Annotated in this window: 20 protein-coding genes and 1 pseudogene; 12 read left to right on the plus strand and 9 right to left on the minus strand. The window is 67.2% G+C overall.

Translation table 11 applies throughout. The features are described 5' to 3' along the window. Positions 1–7: 7 nt before the first annotated feature. On the minus strand, positions 8–571 hold the full coding sequence (locus tag QHF83_RS43170) for a 2OG-Fe(II) oxygenase (RefSeq protein WP_282423939.1): 564 nt from the start codon (positions 569–571) through the stop codon (positions 8–10). 88 nt (positions 572–659) lie between these two features. Here QHF83_RS43170 and QHF83_RS43175 point away from each other — a divergent pair, with 88 nt between their 5' ends. Further along, positions 660–1,271: an SRPBCC family protein gene (locus QHF83_RS43175; RefSeq protein WP_282423940.1), complete on the plus strand. Its 612-nt coding sequence runs from the start codon at positions 660–662 to the stop codon at positions 1,269–1,271. Positions 1,272–1,280: 9 nt separating this feature from the next. On the opposite strand, the pseudogene QHF83_RS53605 reads toward QHF83_RS43175, so the two are convergent. After that, positions 1,281–1,466, minus strand: a pseudogene (locus tag QHF83_RS53605) (hypothetical protein); the annotation flags it as partial. 374 nt (positions 1,467–1,840) lie between these two features. On the opposite strand from QHF83_RS53605, the gene arsA reads away from it, so the two are divergent. Beyond that, positions 1,841–3,613: an arsenical pump-driving ATPase gene (gene arsA / locus QHF83_RS43185; RefSeq protein ID WP_282423942.1), complete on the plus strand. Its 1,773-nt coding sequence runs from the start codon at positions 1,841–1,843 to the stop codon at positions 3,611–3,613. Positions 3,614–3,981: 368 nt separating this feature from the next. Here the strand turns inward: arsA and QHF83_RS43190 are convergent, their stop codons facing one another. The 5 genes from QHF83_RS43190 to QHF83_RS43210 form a co-directional block, all read right to left on the minus strand. After that, positions 3,982–4,425, minus strand: coding sequence for an arsenate reductase ArsC (locus QHF83_RS43190; protein WP_282423943.1), 444 nt, complete (start codon positions 4,423–4,425; stop codon positions 3,982–3,984). Further along, positions 4,422–5,525, minus strand: a complete 1,104-nt coding sequence (gene arsB / locus QHF83_RS43195; RefSeq protein WP_282423944.1) for an ACR3 family arsenite efflux transporter — start codon at positions 5,523–5,525, stop codon at positions 4,422–4,424. Before arsB ends, QHF83_RS43190 begins: the two co-directional genes overlap by 4 nt. Before the next feature lie 71 nt (positions 5,526–5,596). Next, the gene (locus QHF83_RS43200; RefSeq protein WP_282423945.1) at positions 5,597–6,094 is read right to left on the minus strand and encodes an ArsI/CadI family heavy metal resistance metalloenzyme; all 498 of its coding nucleotides are present in this window, start codon (positions 6,092–6,094) and stop codon (positions 5,597–5,599) included. A gap of 58 nt (positions 6,095–6,152) precedes the next feature. Continuing rightward, positions 6,153–6,470 carry a metalloregulator ArsR/SmtB family transcription factor gene (locus tag QHF83_RS43205; RefSeq protein ID WP_282423946.1) on the minus strand — a complete coding sequence of 106 codons (318 nt, stop codon included), beginning with the start codon at positions 6,468–6,470 and terminating at the stop codon, positions 6,153–6,155. An 81-nt stretch (positions 6,471–6,551) separates the two neighbouring features. Continuing rightward, entirely contained in the window at positions 6,552–7,148 is a 597-nt protein-coding gene (locus tag QHF83_RS43210) for a DUF4384 domain-containing protein (RefSeq protein WP_282423947.1), read from the minus strand. A gap of 107 nt (positions 7,149–7,255) precedes the next feature. Here QHF83_RS43210 and QHF83_RS43215 point away from each other — a divergent pair, with 107 nt between their 5' ends. The 4 genes from QHF83_RS43215 (at position 7,256) to QHF83_RS43230 (ending at position 10,021) form a co-directional block, all read left to right on the plus strand. Beyond that, positions 7,256–7,987, plus strand: coding sequence for a protein-L-isoaspartate(D-aspartate) O-methyltransferase (locus QHF83_RS43215; RefSeq protein ID WP_282423948.1), 732 nt, complete (start codon positions 7,256–7,258; stop codon positions 7,985–7,987). Positions 7,988–8,089: 102 nt separating this feature from the next. Then, positions 8,090–8,320 carry a hypothetical protein gene (locus tag QHF83_RS43220; RefSeq protein ID WP_282423949.1) on the plus strand — a complete coding sequence of 77 codons (231 nt, stop codon included), beginning with the start codon at positions 8,090–8,092 and terminating at the stop codon, positions 8,318–8,320. Next, complete coding sequence (locus tag QHF83_RS43225; RefSeq protein ID WP_282423950.1) at positions 8,307–8,897, plus strand: alpha-ketoglutarate-dependent dioxygenase AlkB; 591 nt, start codon at positions 8,307–8,309, stop codon at positions 8,895–8,897. The genes QHF83_RS43220 and QHF83_RS43225 overlap by 14 nt, the downstream gene beginning before the upstream one ends. Positions 8,898–9,019: 122 nt before the next feature. Then, positions 9,020–10,021 carry a hypothetical protein gene (locus QHF83_RS43230; protein WP_282423951.1) on the plus strand — a complete coding sequence of 334 codons (1,002 nt, stop codon included), beginning with the start codon at positions 9,020–9,022 and terminating at the stop codon, positions 10,019–10,021. A 143-nt stretch (positions 10,022–10,164) separates the two neighbouring features. On the opposite strand, the gene QHF83_RS43235 is transcribed toward QHF83_RS43230, so the two are convergent. After that, a complete protein-coding gene (locus QHF83_RS43235; RefSeq protein ID WP_282423952.1) occupies positions 10,165–10,887 on the minus strand; it encodes a hypothetical protein in 723 nt (240 codons plus the stop codon). A gap of 766 nt (positions 10,888–11,653) precedes the next feature. On the opposite strand from QHF83_RS43235, the gene QHF83_RS43240 reads away from it, so the two are divergent. From QHF83_RS43240 to QHF83_RS43260, 5 genes are all read left to right on the plus strand, one after another. Then, positions 11,654–12,460: a hypothetical protein gene (locus tag QHF83_RS43240; RefSeq protein WP_282423953.1), complete on the plus strand. Its 807-nt coding sequence runs from the start codon at positions 11,654–11,656 to the stop codon at positions 12,458–12,460. Positions 12,461–12,633: 173 nt separating this feature from the next. Continuing rightward, the gene (locus tag QHF83_RS43245) at positions 12,634–13,596 is read left to right on the plus strand and encodes an MBL fold metallo-hydrolase (RefSeq protein WP_282423954.1); all 963 of its coding nucleotides are present in this window, start codon (positions 12,634–12,636) and stop codon (positions 13,594–13,596) included. Between the two features lie 49 nt (positions 13,597–13,645). After that, positions 13,646–15,628, plus strand: coding sequence for a hypothetical protein (locus tag QHF83_RS43250; RefSeq protein ID WP_282423955.1), 1,983 nt, complete (start codon positions 13,646–13,648; stop codon positions 15,626–15,628). Between the two features lie 33 nt (positions 15,629–15,661). Next, positions 15,662–17,131 carry an HAD-IG family 5'-nucleotidase gene (locus tag QHF83_RS43255; RefSeq protein WP_282423956.1) on the plus strand — a complete coding sequence of 490 codons (1,470 nt, stop codon included), beginning with the start codon at positions 15,662–15,664 and terminating at the stop codon, positions 17,129–17,131. Between the two features lie 183 nt (positions 17,132–17,314). Then, the gene (locus tag QHF83_RS43260; protein ID WP_282423957.1) at positions 17,315–18,220 is read left to right on the plus strand and encodes a PAS domain-containing protein; all 906 of its coding nucleotides are present in this window, start codon (positions 17,315–17,317) and stop codon (positions 18,218–18,220) included. A gap of 30 nt (positions 18,221–18,250) precedes the next feature. Here the strand turns inward: QHF83_RS43260 and QHF83_RS43265 are convergent, their stop codons facing one another. After that, positions 18,251–19,384 carry a vWA domain-containing protein gene (locus tag QHF83_RS43265; RefSeq protein ID WP_282423958.1) on the minus strand — a complete coding sequence of 378 codons (1,134 nt, stop codon included), beginning with the start codon at positions 19,382–19,384 and terminating at the stop codon, positions 18,251–18,253. Between the two features lie 271 nt (positions 19,385–19,655). Here QHF83_RS43265 and QHF83_RS43270 point away from each other — a divergent pair. After that, on the plus strand, positions 19,656–19,854 hold a 199-nt coding region (locus QHF83_RS43270; RefSeq protein ID WP_282423959.1), incomplete at its 3' end, for a hypothetical protein.

The following is a 19,854-nucleotide window of genomic DNA, read 5'->3' on the forward strand; positions in this document are numbered from 1 at the left end:
GCGCGCCTCAGACCGGACTGTAAAGGATATCCGTGCGCAGGACGAACTTCTCGCCCCGCGCGACCTCGGTCGCGATATGAAGAATCCGGTGCTGGAACATCAATGCGCGCCCTCGCCGCGGGGTGATGCGCCGCTCGAGCTCCGGAAAATCGGTCTCACCGCCCTCGAAGTCGTCGTTCAGGTAAAAGACCAGCGTGACCAGGCTCTGCACGCCGCCGTCGAGGTGCACGACCGTGTCCCAGTGCGCCCCGTGCTGCTCGCCGGGCCCGTATCGATACAGGCGGATGCGCGGGTTGCCGCCCGCGAGCTTCATGCCCATCAGGAGCTTCGGCACGTCTCGCTCGACCCGCGCGACGAGGCCATCGGCCTCGACCGCGTCGTCCCACATCACGCGCGTGTTGTTCCGGACCGCGAGATCGACCTCCGGCTCGCCGTCCTCGCCCACGATCGGCGCGACCTCCTGATGGCCCGCGCGGATGCGCTCGATGTACGCGTCGCAGTCGGCGGGCGAGAGCGCGTCGTCCACGGTCCAGACGAGAGGCTGCGTCAAATCGAGGTGACCGGCGTACATGGCGGGGGGAGTATACGCGCGCGCTGGGCCGAAGGGGCCCTCGTCGTCGGGGCTTGCGTCCGGACCGACGCGACACCACCGTGTGGTCATGGCGCGCCGCTTCCTCGCCCTCCTCGCGGTCCTCGGCGCCCTCGTCCTCGCGTGTCCGGGCCACGCGCGCGCCGGCGCCCTCACCGCGGACGAAAAAACCCGCCTCGCGCGGGGGGAGGTCGTCAAGCGGACCTTCGACGTCGAGCTCTCCGAGGGCGATTTCATCGGCGGCCTCGGGTACGTCCTGATTGCCGCGCCGCCCGCCGAGGTCATGGCCGTGCTGCTCGACCCTGGCTCGTACCGGTATATTTTCCCGCTCACGCAGGAAGCGCGCCTCGTCGGCCGGAAGGGCGACGATTTTTTCCTGACGCTCCGCCAGGGCGGCGCCACGGTCTCGGGCGAATACACCGTCCGCGCGCGCCGGGAAACCCCGTCGCTCGTCCGATTCTGGATGGACCCGACGCGGCCCCACGACATCGGCGATTGCTGGGGGTTTTTCCGGGTCGACCCCGCCGACGACGGAAAAACCCTGCTCACCTACGGCGCGCTGCTCCACCTCGAATTCGGCGTGATCAAGCTCCTCTTCCAGGAGAAAATCCGCTCGTACGCCTTGCAGACGCCGGAGCTCTTGCGCCGCTACGTGGAGGATCGGCGGGGGCCGAGGCCCTGAGCAAGCGGTTCACCGCTTATCCGCGTCCTCCTTCACAACGCCGCGACGCAGCCTCGCATCCCCATCCTCGAAATCCGGCGCCGCGAGCCAGAGACGGAGCAGGTGGCGCTTGCGTTCGTCCTCGGGCCAATCCTCGTATTCCGTGCGCTTGTGCAGCACGACCGAGTTCTTCAGCCATTGCACGTCGCCGGGCTTGCGACGGGAGACGACCGACCGTTCTTGCGGGACGCGCTCGGCGATGGCGCCGACGTCGAGCGGTCCCTGGACGAGGAGCACACGGACGATCTGGATCCGTGCGGGCTCGGTCATCGCACGCAGGAACGGCGTGTGGAAGACTTCGAGGAGCGCCTGCGCCGCGCGCTCGCGCACGTTCGCCATGGCACGCGAGTCCAGTGGAGCCGCGTGGCCTCCGCCATTTCCTCGTCGAGGTGCGTGTCGCGTGTGCCTTCGAAAGCCGCCGCGCGCACGGGCCGGAGGGGTTGGAAGCAGTTGACGGAGCAGCCGGCATCCTGCACGTATCCAAGGCCAGCCGAGACGTACAACGTGAGAAACCGGAAGGAGACGGAGTCTTGACGCGCTTCCTGGAACAGCCGAGCCGTTTTCTGTTCTTCACGGGGAAGGGCGGCGTGGGCAAGACCGCGCTCGCGTGCGCGACTGCGATCCGACTCGCGGACGCCGGGAAACGTATCCTCCTCGTCAGCACCGATCCGGCGTCGAACCTGGACGAGATGCTCGGCGTGCCGCTGTCGCAACGGCCCACGCCGATCCCCGGCGTCGACCGGCTCTTCGCGCTCGACATCGACCCGGAGAAGGCGGCCGATGATTACCGAAAGCGCGTGGTCGCGCCCTATCTCGCGATCTGGTCGGAGACGCAGATCGCCGAGCTACGCGAGCAGCTCGCCGGAGCATGCACCGTGGAGATCGCCGCGTTCGACGAGTTCGCCGAGCTCCTCGCCGGGGACGAACAGAGCGTGCCGTTCGATCACGTGCTCTTCGACACGGCGCCCACAGGGCACACGTTGCGGCTCCTCAGCCTGCCGCGCGCATGGTCAGGCTTCCTCCAATCGACCCCGTCCGGGGCCTCGTGTCTGGGCCCCCATTCAGGGCTGAAAATGCAGGAGGCGCGCTTCGTCGCCGCGGTGGATGCTCTGGCCGACGCCGCGCGCACGACCATCGTGCTCGTCACGCGGGCGGACCACGCAGCCCTGCGGGAAGCGGATCGGACGTCGGGCGAGCTCGAAGCGCTGGGCCTGAAGAACCAGCGACTCGTCGTCAACGCCGTATTCGAGGCGACAAACCGTGCAGATTCAATGGCCCTTGCGCTCGAAGAGCGGGGGCGCGAGGCGCTGCGCGACATGCCTCCTCGGCTGCAAGGACTGCCCACGACGCGCGTCCCTTTGCGCGCTTTCAACATGGTCGGTCTTCCGGCGCTCCGTGCATTGCTGGACGATCGCGCGTCCGCAGCCCTCGCGCGTGCAGTCCCTCCGCTCGCGACGCCTTCGCTGCCGCCCCTCCAGTCCCTCATCGACGAGATCGCGGCGCCCGGGCGTGGGCTCGTGATGGTGATGGGCAAAGGCGGCGTAGGGAAAACGACGATTGCCGCGTCGATCGCCGCCGAGCTCGCGTCGCGAGGTCACGATGTCCACCTGAGCACCACCGACCCCGCGGCGCACGTCGCTGCGACGCTCGCGGGCGAACTTCCGCACCTACGGATCAGCCGCATCGATCCCGCCGTCGAGACGAAGGCGTACGTGGACCGCGTGATGGCGACGCGCGGGGCCAAGCTCGACGAAGCGGGACGAGCATTGCTGGCCGAAGACCTGCGATCCCCCTGCTACGAGGAGGTGGCCGTCTTCGCAGCCTTTTCGAGGACCGTCTCACAAGCGCGATCGAGCTTCGTCGTCCTCGACACGGCGCCCACGGGACACACGCTGCTCCTGCTCGACGCCACGGGCTCGTATCACCGGCAGACAGTCGTCGGAGACGTCGACGCGCAGCATGCGTCCGGCCGCATCGTGACCCCCCTCATGAAGCTGCGCGATCCGCAGTACACGAAGGTCCTGGTCGTGACGCTCGCGGAGACGACGCCCGTCTCCGAAGCGGCGCGATTGCAGGCGGATCTCAGGCGCGCCGGGATCGAGCCCTTCGGCTGGGTGATCAACAGCAGCCTCGCAGCCGCCGGCTCGACGGACCCCTGCCTCGCGCAGCGCATCGCGGCCGAGCTTGAGCAGATACACGTGGTGCGCGAACAGCACGCGCAGAGGCTCGCCATCGTCCCTTGGATGACCGAGGAGCCCGTCGGCCCCACGCGCCTGCTGGCGCTGGCGCGTCCCTCCGAATAGCTACCGCTGCGCGCCTTCGTTGAAGCTCGCGAGCGCTTCCGAGAGCACTCGCAGTGCTTCAAGCACCCCGTCGCGCTTCTCGGCCGGGATGCGTTCGGAGACCCGTCGTGGAGAGCGTCCCGGCGTCCTGCACCGCGCGCAGGGTGGCGAACTGCGTTGCCCGCGGTATCAGCCGCATCGAGCGCGAGGAAGTGTGCTGCGGGACGGTGAGTCGGTGGCGAAGTTGGGGACTTGGTCGTCCACGATGCTTGCACCATGCAGCAAGTATTGTGGTGATCCCGTCAAGCAACGGCGCCGGGATTGTCGCGGCACAACTCCTCGGGGCCGCGATACTCCTCATTTGGCTCTCGGGGCGCCCTCGTCCGCCGCTACGGTGAAGTGGTAGCGAGCGAGGCCGCGAGTTCCTCCAGACGAGCCTGGATCTGTCCGCGGGCCATGCGGAAACGCTCGAGCATCCGCTCGCGTGACAGCGAGGGATCGTCGCTCGCGGGATCGGGGATGGGCCAGTGGAGCCGCCGAACCTTGCCGAGAAAAACGGGACAAACCTCCTCGGCGCAAAGCGTGATGACCATGTCGACCGACGCAGGGTCGATCGTGTCCACCGACTTCGATGTGTGCGTGGTCAAATCGATGCCGATCTCCCGCGTCACTTCGATGGCGAAGGCATTGACGCGGGATGGGCAGCTGCCAGCGCTCTGAACCCGCACGCGATCTCCAAAGAGCTTCCGCGCGAGGCCTTCCGCCATCTGACTGCGGGCCGAGTTCGCGACGCAGAGGAAGAGAATGCTCTCGGGGGTGGACAACAGAGTCATCCGTGGACCTCCGATTCCCTGGCAGGCACTGCGCAGGGCGCCGGTACGACATCGACGCCGCCGGGGAAGAACCGCTTGCCGAGCCGGAGCGCGACGTTGACGAGCCCGATCAGGACGGGCACCTCGACGAGCGGACCGATGACGGCCGCGAATGCCGCCCCGCTATGGATGCCGAACGTCGCGATGGCGACGGCGATGGCGAGCTCGAAATTGTTCGACGACGCCGTGAAGGACAGCGTGGTGGCCTGCTTGTAGTCCGCGCCGACGCGCTTGCTCAGGAAAAACGAGACGAAGAACATCACGACGAAGTAAACGAGGAGCGGCACCGCGATCCGCAGCGCATCGAGCGGGAGCTCCACGAGGGTCTCGCCCTTCAGGGAGAACATCACCACGATGGTGAAGAGCAGCGCCACGAGCGTGATCGGCCCGATGCGCGGGACGAAGCGCGTTTGATACCAGTCCGCTCCCCTGGACGACACGAGCACCCGGCGCGTGAGAAACCCGGCCGCGAACGGGATTCCCAGGTAGATGGCGACGCTCTTCGCGATCTCGGGGATGGTGATGTTCACGACGGCACCTTCCAGCCCGAGCCAGGAGGGCAGGAGCGTCGCGAAAAAATACGCGTACACCGAGAAAAACAGCACCTGGAAGATCGAGTTCACCGCGACGAGCCCCGCGCAATACTCGGTATCCCCCTTCGCGAGGTCGTTCCAGACGATGACCATCGCGATACATCGCGCCAGCCCGATGAGGATGAGCCCGAGCATGTATTCGGGTTCGTCGCGGAGAAACAAGAGGGCGAGGCCGAACATCAGCGCCGGGCCGATGATCCAGTTCTGCACGAGCGACAGCGCGAGCACGCGCTTATCGCGAAAGACCTTCCCGAGCTCCTCGTAGCGGACCTTCGCGAGCGGGGGGTACATCATCACGACGAGCCCGATGGCGATCGGGATCGACGTCGTGCCCACCTGCAGGCGGTGCAAGAACGCCGCGAAGCCAGGCGCCGCGAAGCCGAGGACCACGCCGAGCCCCATGGCGAGGAAGATCCACAACGTCAGCCAACGATCGAGGAACGATAACTTGCGGGCGATGCTGTCCATGGGTTTCCAGCGCTGGAGAGGGCCACGGCGGCGGCGTGCGATCGGTCGCCGCCGCCGTGGGTTTCACCGAATCACTCCGCCGTTTTCGGACCGCAGCACGACGAGGCCGAAGGCTTGACCTCCGGCTTTCGCGAGAGGCCGACGGGCGTGCAGCACGCGCTCTCGTCCTTTTTCAGCGCCGCGGAATCCCCCATGATGTCTGCGTCCGCCTTCACGACGAACACCTCCCAGGAGTTCCCGTCCGGATCCTCGATCCACACCTTGTCCTGCACCGCATAACAGCAGGACGTATCTTCCTCCGTCATCGTCGTGAGCCCCGCGGCCTCGAAGCGGGCCTTCGCCTCGACGACATCGTCCGTCGTCGCGACCTGGACCCCGAAATGGCTGGCATTGACGCCCGTGCGAGGCGCCTCCTGCATCGTCAGGTTGAGCGAGGGAACCTCGAGGTCGAATTTCGCATATCCGGGGCGCCGCTTCGTCGCCGCGACGCCGAACGCCTTCTCGTAGAACGCGACGGATTGCTCGATGTTCGTGACGTTCAGGGACACGTGAGGCTTGAGGACGTTCATGCGGAGTCTCCTTTCTTCCAAAAAACTCGAACCAAGGCGCAAAAAAAGGGCGACATCATCAGCAGCAGCCGCCCTTTCCGCCTTTGCCACGCTTGCAGCAGTCCTCCCAGAGGTATTCGGTGAGGACGCGCAGCGCCGCGTAATCGGCCGCGTAGTAGTGGAACGTGCCTTCGAGGCGGGTCGTGAACAGGCCCGCCTCGACGAGCCGCTTCAGGTGGTGGCTCAGGGTCGACGGGGGCAGATCGACATGTGCCTGGATCTCCCCGGCGGACACCCCCTCGTCCCCACCCTGCACGACGAAGCGCAGGATCTGAAGGCGAACGGGATGGCCGAGCGCGCTGAGCTGCTGGGCGTGACGATCCAGCTTCGAGGTCACGGGCCTACTTCTAACATCCTCGAAGTAGGCCCGCAAGGGGAAGCTTCCAGAAAAGTGGAAGTTGTCCCGTGACAACCGGCATCAGTCGATGCCGAGGGCCGTCACGTCCATGATCGGCGTGGACGAGGCGATCGTGCGGATCTTGCCTTTCTTCGTGGTCACGATCCAGCCCGAGCCGCCGGGGATGCGCGTCTTCGTGCCCGGGCGCATGCGGCGCGCCCCGCCCTTCGGGGGATAAAGGATCTCGACCGACCGATCGTCCGCGGCGATCTGCACGACGTACACGTACGCGAGCCGATCGAGCTCGCCCTCGATCGCCACCTTCGTGCCCGCCTCGACGTTGAACTCGTTCATCGCCTCGTCACGCATCTCGCTGAGGAGCGCGTAGCCCCACGCGAGGCGCCGGAACGGTCGCCCCGTGAGGCTCGGCGGCGGCTCGTCGATGATCTCCACCGGCGCCGCGGCCGCGGCCCTCACCGCGGCCTTCGCCCTCGCCTCGACCTTCGCCGTCGCGCTACCCTTCGTCGCCCTCGCCGAGGCCTTCGCCTTCTTTCCCGCGCCGAGCACCTTCGCCTTCGTGGTTCCCTTCGTCGCCTTCTTTGCCGCGCCCTTGACCCCGCCCTGCGTCTTCCCCTTGGTCTTCATCGTGCCGCCCTTCGCGCTGCTCCTGGTCACCATCGCCGCCGCATTCTATGGCGGAGCGTCGAAAAACCCTAGCGCGACGAACATCCCCCCTGCGTGAGCGAGACCGCCCCGGCCAAGGGGGTGGCAGTGCCGGTTCCAGCGTGCTCTTCTTGACGCTCCCCACGAAAGGAGCTCGGCACGACGATTGCGTCGAGCACGTCCGCGCCATGGATCCGATGGAGCAAGCGCGCCACCGCATGGTGGACGAACAACTCGCACGCCGCGACATCCAGGATGCGCGGGTGCTCGATGCGATGCGTCGCGTCCCACGGCACGCCTTCGTGCCCGCCGGGCGCGAGCACGAGGCGTATCTCGACAGACCGCTGCCGATCGCAGAAGGGCAGACGATCTCGCAGCCATACATCGTCGCGCTCACCGCGCAAGCCCTACGGATCGGGCCGGACGCGCGGCTCCTCGAGATCGGCGCGGGCTCGGGGTACGCGGCGGCGGTGCTCGCCGAGATCGCGCGTGAGGTCGTCACCGTCGAGCGCCACCCGCTCCTCGCCGCCGAGGCCGCCGCGCGGCTCGCGTCGCTACGTTACGGGAACATCCGGGTGGTCACTGGAGATGGCACCCGTGGTTATCCCGAGCGCGCCCCTTATGAGGCCATCGCGGTGACGGCGAGCGGGCCGCGCGTGCCGAAGGCGCTTTTGGATCAGCTCGCGCCGGGCGGCCGCATGGTGATTCCGGTCGGGCCGGACGAACACCAGCAAGAGCTCGTCCTCGTGACACGGGGCCCGGAAGACGGTCGGTTCTCGGAGAAAAGGCTCGGCGCCGTGCGGTTCGTCCCGCTCGTCGGCGAGGACGGCTGGGCCTGCGCGGACGGCGGTTAGGATTGAGTGGATCTCTGTTGACGCTTGGGGCGTAACGCGGACGAGCCGCGTTACGCCCCAAACCCCATACCCTTCGCCCCTCCGTCCTGGTACGATGAACGCATGGCGCATCCGTACCGCACGAGGCCCACGGTGCCCCCAGACGGCTCGCCCGAGGACGGGCGGCTCGCCGGTCCGACGCTCGCGTTTGGTTTGGCCTGCGTCATCTCGGGCCTCGCGCTCGCGGACTCGTCGCGCCCGGGCGCGCTCTTGCTCGCGGGCGGCGCCGGGACGGTCGCGCTCGCGGCGCGCAAAGGCCCGCGCGGAGGGACGTACCCCCGTGACAAGGATTGAGCTCCTGCACGGAGGTTTCCTTCTCTTCCACGACCCGTTTCTCACGCCGGACGAGGCCCGCGGCTCGTTCACCGCGCTTCTCGCGGAGGTCCCGTTCCGGCAGGAGACGATCCGGCTCTTCGGCAAATCGATCCTGCAGCCGCGCCTCACGGCCTGGCACGGTGATCCGGGCGCGTCGTACACGTATTCGGGTTTATCGCTCACGCCGAACCCGTGGACACCCGCGCTCGCGGCGCTCCGCGCGCGGGTCGAGGCGGCGGCCGGCAGCACGTTCAACAGCGTGCTCGTGAACCATTACCGAGACGGCGACGATTCGATGGGCAAACACGCCGACGACGAGCCCGAGCTCGGCGAAAACCCGGTGATCGCATCGCTCTCGCTCGGGGTTCGGCGAAGGTTCGTCCTGGAACCGAAGAAGAAGGGCGGGGAGAAGGTGACGCTGGAGCTCGGCGAGGGGAATTTGCTCGTGATGGCCGGGACGACGCAGCACCATTATCGGCACGGGGTGCCGAAGCAGGCGGGGCGCGGGGCGAGGATGAATTTGACGTTCCGGCGGATCCTGCCCGCGCGGATCTGAAGGCGCTCCTCCTTCCCGGTTGGTCCGGGACGAACCAGCGGTTTGCCCGCGAACACGTAGGGTTCGTCCGGGGAGAAGGTTCGTCTTGACCGGCCAATGCTTCAGGGGGTAGGCTCGTTCTCATGAAGCACCTACACCTCGCAAGCATCGTTCTTTTCGCGGTCTCGGTCTCGTCGGGGGCTCTGGCTGCGGATCCTCCCGCTCCAGCTCCCGAGCCGATCAAGATCCCGTACACGTCGTACACGTCCGCTCGATCTCTCGCGATGTTCCCGCCGACGTCGCAGAAGCACCTGCGGGAAGCTCAGAGGCTCGAAAAGGAAGGGAAGATGCAGGAGGCGCTCGATGCGTACCAGACCGCCTACGACTATCAGCCCCTCTCGGACGTTCAAGCGGAGCTGGGGTTTGCACAGGCTCGAATGGGGCTCTTCTTGCCGGCAGCTCGGAACCTGGGCGAGGTCCTGATGTTCAGCCACGTGCGAGACAGGACCGTGCATACAGACGAGGAAGTGCGCGCCGTCTTCATGGCGGTAAAAGCTCGGGTCGGGGCGATCCTCCCGCGCGTCAACATCCCCGGCGCTCGCATCACCGTGGATGGTGAGCAAGTACGCGATTGGCCCTCTTCCGAGATCATTTACGTCGAGCCCGGAAAGCACCATGTCAAAGCGATTGCCGACGATTACTATTTTTATGAAACGAGCGTGGAGGTCAAGGCGGGCGAGGAGAAGACACTCAGTATCGCGATGCAGCGGCGGATCCAAAGTCACTATGTCGCGTTCCCGGCAACCCCGATGAACATTTCAATCCACGCGAATATATCGAAAGCGTCGACGGACGACCCGCCCACGTGGCCCAAGAACCTCATGATCGTCAGCGGCATTGGGATGGGGATAGGCGCTGGTGCTCTCGCTTTGGGCCTTGTCCTGCGAAGCGATGAGTCCCAACTACAATCCTCGGGGCTTTGGACGGGAGTTGCCGCCGGGGGTGGTGTTCTCGCTGGGCTCTCCCTGACGGGCTTGATTATCGGGCTCGCCAACCGTCCCGAGCCGCCTCCCCCGAACGTCATCATCACGCCCCAGTTCGCCAAGGGCGCGGGCGGCGTGCAGGTCACCGGCACGCTGCCCTGAGTGCTCGATGGGCGAGTCCCGGACGGGCATCTCGACGGCAAAGTCCTCGGCCCGGGACGACGCAGCACCATGATCGGCACGGGGTGCCGAAGCAGGCGGGGCGGGCGGCGAGGATGAATTTGACGTTCCGGCGGATTCTCGACTCACGCCACTGAAAAATCAGGCATGCCGATGTCCCTGCTCGGCTCCATCCCGTAGGATCGGCCCACCTTGTAGGGCAAGGACGTGGGCCCCAAGAGCTCATCCGACAGCGGCGCTTCCCAGCCTTCCGGGACCATGGCTTCGTAGGTCGCGCGCGCCAAGGCGAAGCCGTCCAGAAGTGCCTCGATGAAGTCCTCACCCGTGCCATGACGAACAGGCTCGTCGAGGGGCGAACCAAGGACGAACGCGCATTTCCACGTTCCGTCGTCGGCTCGAAAGGGCTTGTAAACCGTGAGGTCGAGTTCTCGCGAGCGACCCGTCTCATCGGGGCAGTCGAGGGTACCGACGGCGAGAGGTTCGAGTCCCCCGGGATTCTCCTCGGGCGGGGGGACGCTGGGGCGCTGGTAGGCCGCAGGCTTCTCGGCGAATCGCGGCAGGCCCGCGTGGACCATCCCTCGCCAGCTCGACCGTTCCTCCGTAGGATGCTCGATGTAGCTACGGGCGATCGTGAGGCAACTCAGGAGCGCCTGGATGGCGTCGACGCCCCTCACGTGGATCGTCCTCTGGTTGGGCGGCGGGCTGAACTGGAATCCGCACTCCCAGTCGTCCTGGTCCGTCTTGCGTGGGGCAAAGACCGTGAGGGTAACGTCCTTCACGGCGCCGCTGTCGCTGCGGTACTGGAGCACGCGTGTGGCGAGAACGTCCATCTCGTCCTCAATCTGCATAGGGAATCTTCTTCATGCAAGCTGCGAGCTTTTCGCTGCACTCCGCGTAGCAATTGCGGCCGAGCTTTCCTCTCGTGCACCAATCGCGGCAGGCCTCGAACAATGTCTCGCATTCCTGCACACGGCGCTCGCGCTCCTCCTCGCTGATCCCTCCCGTCGGTACCGCGGCCCCTCCACGAAGCCCTGGTTCTCTCGTGTCGGTCCTTGTCGACGTCAACGAGGATCCGGGCGATTCCGGTCGGACGTCAGCGACACCTGGCGCCATACCGAGCGACCCGTACAGAAAAAGCGCCCCGAGCCCCAAGACGAGCTTCGCCATGATCTCCCTCCGCTTCGTTATCCGAGATGCATCGGAGGCAGGTTATACGTAACCCAAGGTGGCTGATGCCCAAATTCCTGTCCCCCCGGCTCCGCCGAGCCGTCCGGGGGTCGCACGACGACCGCCGCGGGCTCGCGGGAGCCTCCGGGCGGTCACCCACCGACCTCCGAAGGTTGGCTTCATCTCAATTGAGGTCACCCATCGACCTCCCCGAGGCTCGGCGGAGCCTCCCGGCGGTCACCCACCGACCTCCGGAGGTTGGCTTCATCTCAAATGGGGTCGCCTACCGACCCTCCCGCGGCTCGGACGAGCCTCCCGGCGGTCGGTGGGTGATCGCCGCGGGCTCGCGGGAGCCTCCGGGCGGTCGACGGGGGCGTGGGCTTGCGACGTATGGTCGCTTTCTTGCCTAGTTTACCACCCGCCCGTCCCCATGATAGCGTCCCGCCCATGAGCTCTCCCCAAAAGAAAAAAACCCCGGTCGACCACGACGCCGCCAAGGCCGCATTCGAAAAGCTCCTCCCGCTCCTCGACCAGATCCCCAGAGACAGCCTTCAATCACCGAATACCAGCGTCGACGCCGCGGCCATCGTCGCGCTCGGCGTCGCCCGCGAGCTCACCGCGCCGGAGGCGCGCGCCCGCTTCGAGCTCTTGCCCAAGGAGCTCTTCGATATCGCCGCCTTGGACGACCTCGAACCCGCCGCCCTCGCGGCCTGGTATGCGGCGACCTCGCTCCTCTCCGCCAATGCCCAGGGCACCGAGGCCAAGCTCCCCGTCGAGCTTTCGGACGATGCGACCCGGCTCAAGGCGCGTATGCTCAAGGTCGGTGATTACCATTTCGACCCGGCCACGCCCACCGGTCGCGAGATCGCCGATATTCGCATCGGCACGGGATACCGCGACCTCGCCCAGGACCTCGCCCGGCTCGCCAGGATGTACCGTACCGAAAAGAAGCATCTCGAAAACGACAAGGTCCATTACAACGTCGAGGACGCCGCGCGCGCGGACGAGCTGTCTCACCGGATCCTGGAGGAGCTCTCGGCGTCCCGCAGCGCGGAGCAAGCGCTCTGGACCGAGCGTGTCCAGCGAGCCTGGGCGCTGCTCCTCGGCGTGTATGGAGAAGTGACGACCACAGCCGCATGGCTCTGGCGGAAGGAAGGCGGCGCGGCGTCGTATCCGTCGCTCGTCACGGCGGGGCGCGCGGCCCGAAAGGCGAGGAGCGAGGGCGCGGCCGAGGAGCCGCCGCCGGGCGGTTGACGCATTCGACCCCGAAGCCCCCGGACCCCGAAGGCTCCATCTCGCGCCCCGATTTCCATATTCACGCCCTGCATGGGTGACATCGCTCACGCCAATACATTCCGCGTTTGACAGTCGCGCGCCCGCCCCTTAGCTTCGCGTTGCTTTCATCCTTCGCAAGGAGCGAATTCATCATGAAGCAGGGTCTTTGGCTCGCGCTCGGCCTCGGCGCGGCGCTCGCGGTCGTGGCTTGCAGCGACGATACGAACAATAACAACAATTCGACGTCCTCCTCGTCGTCGGGCTCGGGCGGCAGCGGCGGCGCCGGGGGGAGCGGCGGCGCCGGTGGCAATGGCGGCAGCGGCGGCGGCTCGGAGATCGAGGTGCAGACGCACATCTCGCCCGATGGATTCGGCGTCGATTCGCACCTCATCGTGGGCCCGACCGAGGTCGTCCTCGTCGATGGTCAATTCTTCACCGCGGAGGCGCAGAAGGTCGTCGATCTCGTCAAGGGCACGAACAAGAAGCTCACGACCGTCTTCCTCACGCACGCCCACCCCGACCATTACCTCGGGATGGAGGTCATTCGCTCCGCGTTCCCGGACGCGCAGTTCGTGACGACGGCCGCGGTCCTCGCCGATTACGACGCGAAGAAAGACGGCACGCTCGCGTTCGCCCAGCAGAACTTCCCCGGCCAGGTGCCGGACAAGGTCGTGGCCTTCAACGCGCTCGCCGGGACCACGATCACGGTCGACGGGCATACGCTCGACGTCGTCGAGATCGGCGACGCGGGCGAGAGCGTGGAGGCCGCGGGCCTCGCGCTGAACGAGCAGAAGGCCTTTTTCGCGGGCGATCTCCTTTACAACAAGGAGCACCTCTGGCTCGCCGAGTGCAACTTCGACGGCTGGATCAAGAACCTCGACGCCCTCGCCACGAAGGGCTTCACGACGTTCTATCCGGGCCACGGCGAGAAGGCCACGGTGACGGTGATCGACGAGGACAAGAAGTACCTGAACGACGCGAAGCCCATCCTCGAGGCCGCGGCGACCGCCGACGAGGCCGTGACGCAGCTCAAGGCGGCTTACCCCACCTGGGGCGGCGAGGGCCTGCTCTCGTTCGGGCTCGCGAATTACTTCATGGCCTGCAAGATGCCCTGAGACGATCAAGGATCTAGAGGCGCGGCGCATCTCTCGGTATGCTGCCGCCATGCGCCGCGCCCTTGCCTTCCTCTTTCCCCTCGCCGCCCTGCTCCTCGCCGCCTGCAGCGACCCGGCGGAGCTGCCCGTGCCGCCGGAGACCGGCGTCGTCGCGCTCTACGGCAAGACCGCGGAGACGGTCCTCTCGCCCTATCCGTCCGATCGATACACGACGGCCGACACGGCCGCGGCCACGGGCCGGCGCGTGCGGATCGGGCCCGAGACGGCGGCCGATCCGCTGATCACGGGCTACCCGGGCACGGTCTCCCTGCTGAACGAAATGGACGGCTTCTCTACGATGGGCGGGGTCGTGGTGAATTTCAGCGGACCCATCGACGCGCGTTCGCTCGTGCTCGCGCCGGACGCGGAGCCGCCGCTCGTCGGGCCCATCCTCGACGCGGAAGAATACAAACAACCCGGCGCGCCGCTCTATCTCGTCGACGTGGACCCGGACTCACCCGAGCGCGGAAAACCCGTGGGGTTGATTCCCCGCTGGTTCCCGCAGCCCGACGACGGGTTTTACCCGGACGATTTCACCTTGGTCGCAGAGCCCGCCGTGCCGCTCCGGCCCGGGACGCGGTATCTGTTCGTCGCGACGAACGTTCTCCACGGGGACGACGGCGCCCCCGTGCGGCGATCGCCGGACATGCAGGCGCTGCTCGAAGGCGGCGCCGAGGGCGAATACGGCGACGAGGTGCGAAAGGCGATCGCCGAAGTCGAGCCGAGCGGCCTTTTCCGCGCCGACGACGTGGTGCTCGCCACCGCCTTCACCACGGCCACGGTGCGCGCGGGGATCGAGGCGATGGGCGTCGCCGCGCGAAAATCTCCGCCGCCCGCGCTGCTCACGCCGTTCGAGGTCGAGACGCCGGCCGAGCCGGGCGGGCGCGTGCGATTCCGCGGCGTGTACGAGGCGCCCGAGTACCGCGGCGAGGCGGGGAAATGGTCCTTCGAGGGAGGGACGCCGGTCGCGAGCAAAAAGGTCGGGCTCGAGGTGTTCCTGGCGTTCTCGAAGGCCGAGGTGAGCGGAAAACGTCCGGTGGTCATTTACGGGCACGGGCTCGGCGGCGACAAGGACGGCACGTGGGGCACGGCCCAGCGGCTCGCGGCGATTCACCCGAACGGCGCGGCCGTCTTCGGGATCGACTCGCCCGAGCACGGCTCGCGCGCGAAAAATCCCGACCAGAATGCCCTGATCGCCGCGTTCGGCTTCTTCGGCATCGATAACGCGACGGGCGACTTCGACATCGGCAAGGCGCGGGACAACTTCCGGCAGATGGCCTCGGATCAGCTCGAGCTCGTGCGGCTCCTCGGGACGCTCGGATCGCTCGACCTCTTGCCCGCGGGCGCCCCGGATGGTGTGCCCGACCTCGATACCTCGCGGATCCTTTACATCGGTCATTCGTTCGGATCCGTGCAGGGGCCGACGATCCTCGCGCTCGCGCCCGAGATCCGGCAAGCCGTCTGGAACGTGGGCGGCGATGGGCTCATGATGCTGCTCCGCGACTCCGGCACGTTCGGCCTGCTCGTCGACGCGATGCGTCCGCCCAAGACGCCGGACGGCGCGCTCGCTCGCTTTTTCGCCGTGACGCAGGCGATCGTGGACCCGGGCGACCCGATCAACTACGCTCGGTTCGCGTCGGGCGAGCCGTTGCCCGGCGCCCCCGAATCGAAGCCGCGCGACGTGCTCTTGCAGGTGGTCATGAACGACACCATCGTCCCGAACTCGACCAGCGAGGCGCTCGCGCGCGCGTCGGGGATGACGCTCATGAATGCCATCCGCCCGGTGAGCGGCCTGCCCGTCGCGGAGGGGCCGCTTTCGGGCAACGGCGAAACGGGGTCGACGCTGGTGATGTCGCAGTTCGACCGGATCGAGGGGACGAAGCTCGCCGTGCACGGCGAGCTCATCTTCTCGCCGGAGGGACAGGCGCAGTACGTGGAGTTTTTCCAGACGGGGCTCGCCGAGCCGTACGCGACGGCGAAGCCGCCCTATTGAAACGAATTGCAGGGGTCGAGGAGAGTTCGAGGAATGTCGCATTTCGACGGGCTGCCGGGCAAACCGCCGCGCGAGCGGGGCATCTTTTGCAACCGGACCATGAACATGCGGTCGATCAAGGCGATCGGCTACGACATGGACTACACGCTCATCCATTACCAGGTGAAGGAGTGGGAGCGCCTGGCGTACGAGCACCTCCGGACGCGGCTGCTCGCGCGCGGCTATCCGGTCGAGGGGCTCCACTTCGACCCGGAGCTCGTGATCCGCGGGCTCATCATCGACACCGAGCTCGGGAACCTGCTCAAGGTGAATCGCTTCGGGTACGTGAAGCGCGCGATGCACGGGACGTCGATGCTCGATTTCGAGCCGATGCGCGCGGCCTACGCACGGACGATCATCGACCTCGCCGAGCCGCGGTTCGTCTTTCTGAACACGCTCTTTTCGCTCTCCGAGGCGTGCATGTACGCGCAGCTCGTCGACCTCGCGGACGCCGGAAAAATGCCGGCCGGGACGGGCTACGAGCAGCTTTATCGGCTCGTGAAGAGCGGCCTCGACGAGGCGCACATGGAGGGCCGCCTGAAGGCCGAGATCATCGCGGATCCGGATCGGTTCGTGGTGCTCGACCCGGAGGCGCCGCTCGCGCTGCTCGATCAGCAGCGCGCGGGCAAGAAGCTCTTGCTCATCACGAACTCGGAGTGGGGATACACGGACGCGATGATGCGTTATGCATTCGAGCGTTTCCTGCCGAAAGGGATGCGGTGGCGTGATCTCTTCGACGTGGTGATCGTGCAGGCGCGGAAGCCCGATTTCTTCATGCAGAAATCGCCGCTGTTCGAGGTCGTGAGCGAGGACGGGCTGCTCCGGCCCTGGATCGGGCCGCTCAAGGAAGGTGGCTCGTACCTCGGCGGCGACGCGACGCAGGTGGAGCGCTCGCTCGGGATCTCGGGTGACGAGATCCTTTACGTGGGCGACCACATCTGGGGCGACGTGCGGGTGTCGAAGAGCGTCCTGCGCTGGCGAACGGCGCTCATCCTGTGGGAGCTCGAAGAGGAGGTGCGGTCGGCGTACGCGTCGCGCGTGGACGAGGCGCGGCTCGGTGCCCTGATGGAGGAAAAAGAGGCGCTCGAGCTCGCCTCCTGCCAGCTCCGGCTCCTTGCCCAGCGGCACAAAGAAGGGTATGGTTTGCCCGAGGACGCGCCGTCGTGCGACGAGGTCCTCGCGCGGCTCGGCGCGATCAAGGTGGCGATCGCCGAGCTCGATGATCGAATCGCCCCGCTCGCGAAGGCCGCGGCCGAGGTGTCGAACCCGCGCTGGGGCCTGCTCCTGCGCACGGGCAACGACAAGAGCCATCTGGCGCGGCAGATCGAGCGTTCGGCGGACATCTACACGTCGCGCGTGTCGAACTTCCTACGCTACACCCCTTATTCGTACTTCCGCTCCCGCCGCGGAAGCCTGCCGCACGATCCGTCCGGAGAAGCGCCGAGCCCGAATCCAGGGCCTTGATGAAGACCTCGGCGTCGTGGTTTGGCCCGACGCCGAGGTGTTCGTCCTGCTGGAACCCGGCACGGCTCGCGTCCGTGGACGGTCAGGGAGGGTTCGCGTGGTCCCGCAGGCGGATCTTCGAGCAAGACTGAGCCACCCCGGGGCCTTGACCGGCCACTCCCTTGGCGAGAGAGTGTCCGGGACATGGCGAAGCAAGACGATTCCCCGAGCGAGCTCGCGAGCGAGCTTGCCCGTGCCAAACAACGCATCGCGGAACTCGAAGCCCAGCTCGCCGCCGAAGAAGCGGAGCGCGCGAAGCAATCCCCCTGGATCTACGACGCGCTGGCGAGCGCGGGGATCGGCGTGTGGACCTGGGACATCCCGCGCGACGTCATCACGTGGACCGACACCGTCCTCGCCATCTACGGCCTCACGCGCGAGACGTTCGGGAACAACATGACCGATTTCATCTCGCGCGTGCACCCGGACGATCAGCATATCGTCGAGGCGGCCGTGGCGCGCGTGTTCACGGAGAGAAAGACATCGTATCGCGTCGAGCACCGCGTCATCCGTCCCGACGGGGAGCTGCGCTGGGTGCGAGGCACCGGCTACGCCTATCACGACGCGAACGGCAAGCCCTATCGCCTCGCAGGCGTGACCGAGGACATCACGGAGCGGATCCGCGAGCAGGACGAGCGCTGTGCGATGCAGCAGCAGGTGATCGACGCGCAACGCGAGTCGCTGCGTCAGCTCGGGGCGCCGATCATCCCGCTCACGAAAAACGCGCTCGCCATGCCGCTCGTCGGGACGCTGACGGCCGAGCGGGCGACGCTCGTCACCGAGACCTTGCTGCACGCCGTGACGGAGCGCGCCGCCGAGCACGTGATCCTCGACGTGACGGGCGTGCCGTCGGTCGACAACGAGGTCGCCGACGGGCTCTTGCGCGTGGCCCAGGCGGTGCGGTTGCTCGGCGCGGAGGTGGCGCTCACGGGTATGCAGCCGGCCGTGGCGCAGGCCCTCGTGGAGCTCGGCGTCGACATGAGCACGTTCGTGACGAAGGCGGATCTGCAATCGGGGATCCGCTGGGCGTCGAAGCGCGCGCAGCGCTAGGGTTTTTCGCGGCCGCGCGCGCCTCGGGTTTTACTTGGCCACCTCGGTCTTGCAGCCGAGGCCGATCTGCACCTTCGCGCCGAAGTCCTTGCGGACGGCGTCGCAGGTGGCCGAGCAAAACGAGATCTTCGAGGGGACGACGGGATTGTCGTAATACCAGCCGAGGCCGTTCGTGCAATCCTTGTCCTGGAGGATCGTCTCCGGCTCGCCGCCGCCCGACGGCGTGAAGAGCACGTTCACGAACCCGGGATCGACCTCGCCGCCCGAGACCTTCGTCGGAATCTCGTAATCGCAAGGCAGCGCCTTTCCGCGGGCCTTCGCGAGCGCATTCTGGAACTCGACCTGGACGTTCACGCTGCCGACGAGGATGGCCGAATCGGTGCCGCCCGCCTTCGCGATGAGGTTCGCCGTGTCCTGCGGGACGCCCTGGAGTCCGATCACGAACGTGCGGACCTTGAATTGCGAGAGGCCCGTCGCGGCGAGGTTCGCGATGACCTGCGGGTCCTCCGGATTGACGCCGCTGCACACGGGCGCGGGCCCGACGGGCGCGCCGTCCGTGACGAGGAGCACGGCGCAGCCCGTGCCCGGCTTTTGCTGCAATGCGTCGGCGCAGGCGAGGATGGCGCCGCCGAGCGCGGGGTAGATCGGGGTCTTGAAGCCGTTCGGGTCCTCGGCGGCGATGGCCTGAATGATCGGCTCGGCGTTCGTCGGCAGCTCGCCGAAGGGCACGACGGGCGGCTTGTAGAGCATCTGGTCACAGGTGGACTCGGCCGGCAGGGGGAAAAAATTGAGCGCGACCGAGGTGCCCGCCGAGTTCGGATCGTTGACGAACGCCGCGAGCCCCGCCTCGCCGCTGTTCCACTTCGTTCCGACCATCGAGCTCGACTTGTCGAACGCGATGTAGAGCGCGAGCGGCACGGATTTTCCCTGCTCGGTGAGGAGGCCACATCCGGGGTCCACGATGCCGCTCGAGCTCGAGCCGCCGCCGCTGCCGACGAAGATATCTCCGCCCGAGCCCATGCCGCCCGTGCCACTTGCCCCCCCCGCGTTCCCCGCGCCGGCGCCGCCGGGATTGCCCCCGGGAGGCAGGTTCGAGTCGGGCGCACAGGCAACGCCGAGGGCGCATGCCGATAGAACAAGCAAAGCGGCGTGGATACGGTTCATGTCTCGATGGTGCACGATCGGGGGGAGAGACGTCAACCAGGCCGGGGCGCTCGCGCCGGCGTTGCATTCTGCAACGGACCGGGACGACTCAGGTCGGACGATCACATTCGGGCTGTACGGCGTTCGTCGAAATGGAAAAAATTCCTTGCCAAGGGTAGCTGCGGGAGAGAAAGATCCCCGCATGCGCGCTCGTCTTCTTCTTGGTACGACACTGGGTTTGATCGGGTTGGTAGGAGCCGTTTCCATCACCGGCTGCGCCGAAGGCGGGTCGGTGACGTCCGGAGGCGGCATCACCGGCGGCACCGGCGGATCCGGCAACGCAGGCGGCTCGGGCGGCTCGGGCGGCGAGGCCGGCGCGGGCGGTTCGGGCGGCGACTCGGGCGCGAGCTCCAGCGCGAGCGCGTCGAGCGGCTCGGGCGGAGCGGGCGGCGAGGCCGGCACGGGCGGCACCGGGGGGACGGGCGGCGCAG

Origin of the sequence: Polyangium sp. 15x6, assembly GCF_029960785.1 — a bacterium.
GTDB lineage: Bacteria > Myxococcota_A > Polyangia > Polyangiales > Polyangiaceae > Polyangium.

Excerpts from the sequence above, each read along its gene's own strand:
- QHF83_RS43170 (WP_282423939.1), bottom strand. The coding sequence starts at position 571 with ATGTACGCCGGTCACCTCGATTTGACGCAGCCTCTCGTCTGGACCGTG.
- QHF83_RS43175 (WP_282423940.1), top strand. The coding sequence starts at position 660 with ATGGCGCGCCGCTTCCTCGCCCTCCTCGCGGTCCTCGGCGCCCTCGTC.
- QHF83_RS43190 (WP_282423943.1), bottom strand. The coding sequence starts at position 4,425 with ATGACTCTGTTGTCCACCCCCGAGAGCATTCTCTTCCTCTGCGTCGCG.
- arsB (WP_282423944.1), bottom strand. The coding sequence starts at position 5,525 with ATGGACAGCATCGCCCGCAAGTTATCGTTCCTCGATCGTTGGCTGACG.
- QHF83_RS43200 (WP_282423945.1), bottom strand. The coding sequence starts at position 6,094 with ATGAACGTCCTCAAGCCTCACGTGTCCCTGAACGTCACGAACATCGAG.
- QHF83_RS43210 (WP_282423947.1), bottom strand. The coding sequence starts at position 7,148 with ATGGTGACCAGGAGCAGCGCGAAGGGCGGCACGATGAAGACCAAGGGG.
- QHF83_RS43220 (WP_282423949.1), top strand. The coding sequence starts at position 8,090 with ATGGCGCATCCGTACCGCACGAGGCCCACGGTGCCCCCAGACGGCTCG.
- QHF83_RS43230 (WP_282423951.1), top strand. The coding sequence starts at position 9,020 with ATGAAGCACCTACACCTCGCAAGCATCGTTCTTTTCGCGGTCTCGGTC.
- QHF83_RS43235 (WP_282423952.1), bottom strand. The coding sequence starts at position 10,887 with ATGCAGATTGAGGACGAGATGGACGTTCTCGCCACACGCGTGCTCCAG.
- QHF83_RS43240 (WP_282423953.1), top strand. The coding sequence starts at position 11,654 with ATGAGCTCTCCCCAAAAGAAAAAAACCCCGGTCGACCACGACGCCGCC.
- QHF83_RS43245 (WP_282423954.1), top strand. The coding sequence starts at position 12,634 with ATGAAGCAGGGTCTTTGGCTCGCGCTCGGCCTCGGCGCGGCGCTCGCG.
- QHF83_RS43250 (WP_282423955.1), top strand. The coding sequence starts at position 13,646 with ATGCGCCGCGCCCTTGCCTTCCTCTTTCCCCTCGCCGCCCTGCTCCTC.
- QHF83_RS43255 (WP_282423956.1), top strand. The coding sequence starts at position 15,662 with ATGTCGCATTTCGACGGGCTGCCGGGCAAACCGCCGCGCGAGCGGGGC.
- QHF83_RS43260 (WP_282423957.1), top strand. The coding sequence starts at position 17,315 with ATGGCGAAGCAAGACGATTCCCCGAGCGAGCTCGCGAGCGAGCTTGCC.
- QHF83_RS43265 (WP_282423958.1), bottom strand. The coding sequence starts at position 19,384 with ATGAACCGTATCCACGCCGCTTTGCTTGTTCTATCGGCATGCGCCCTC.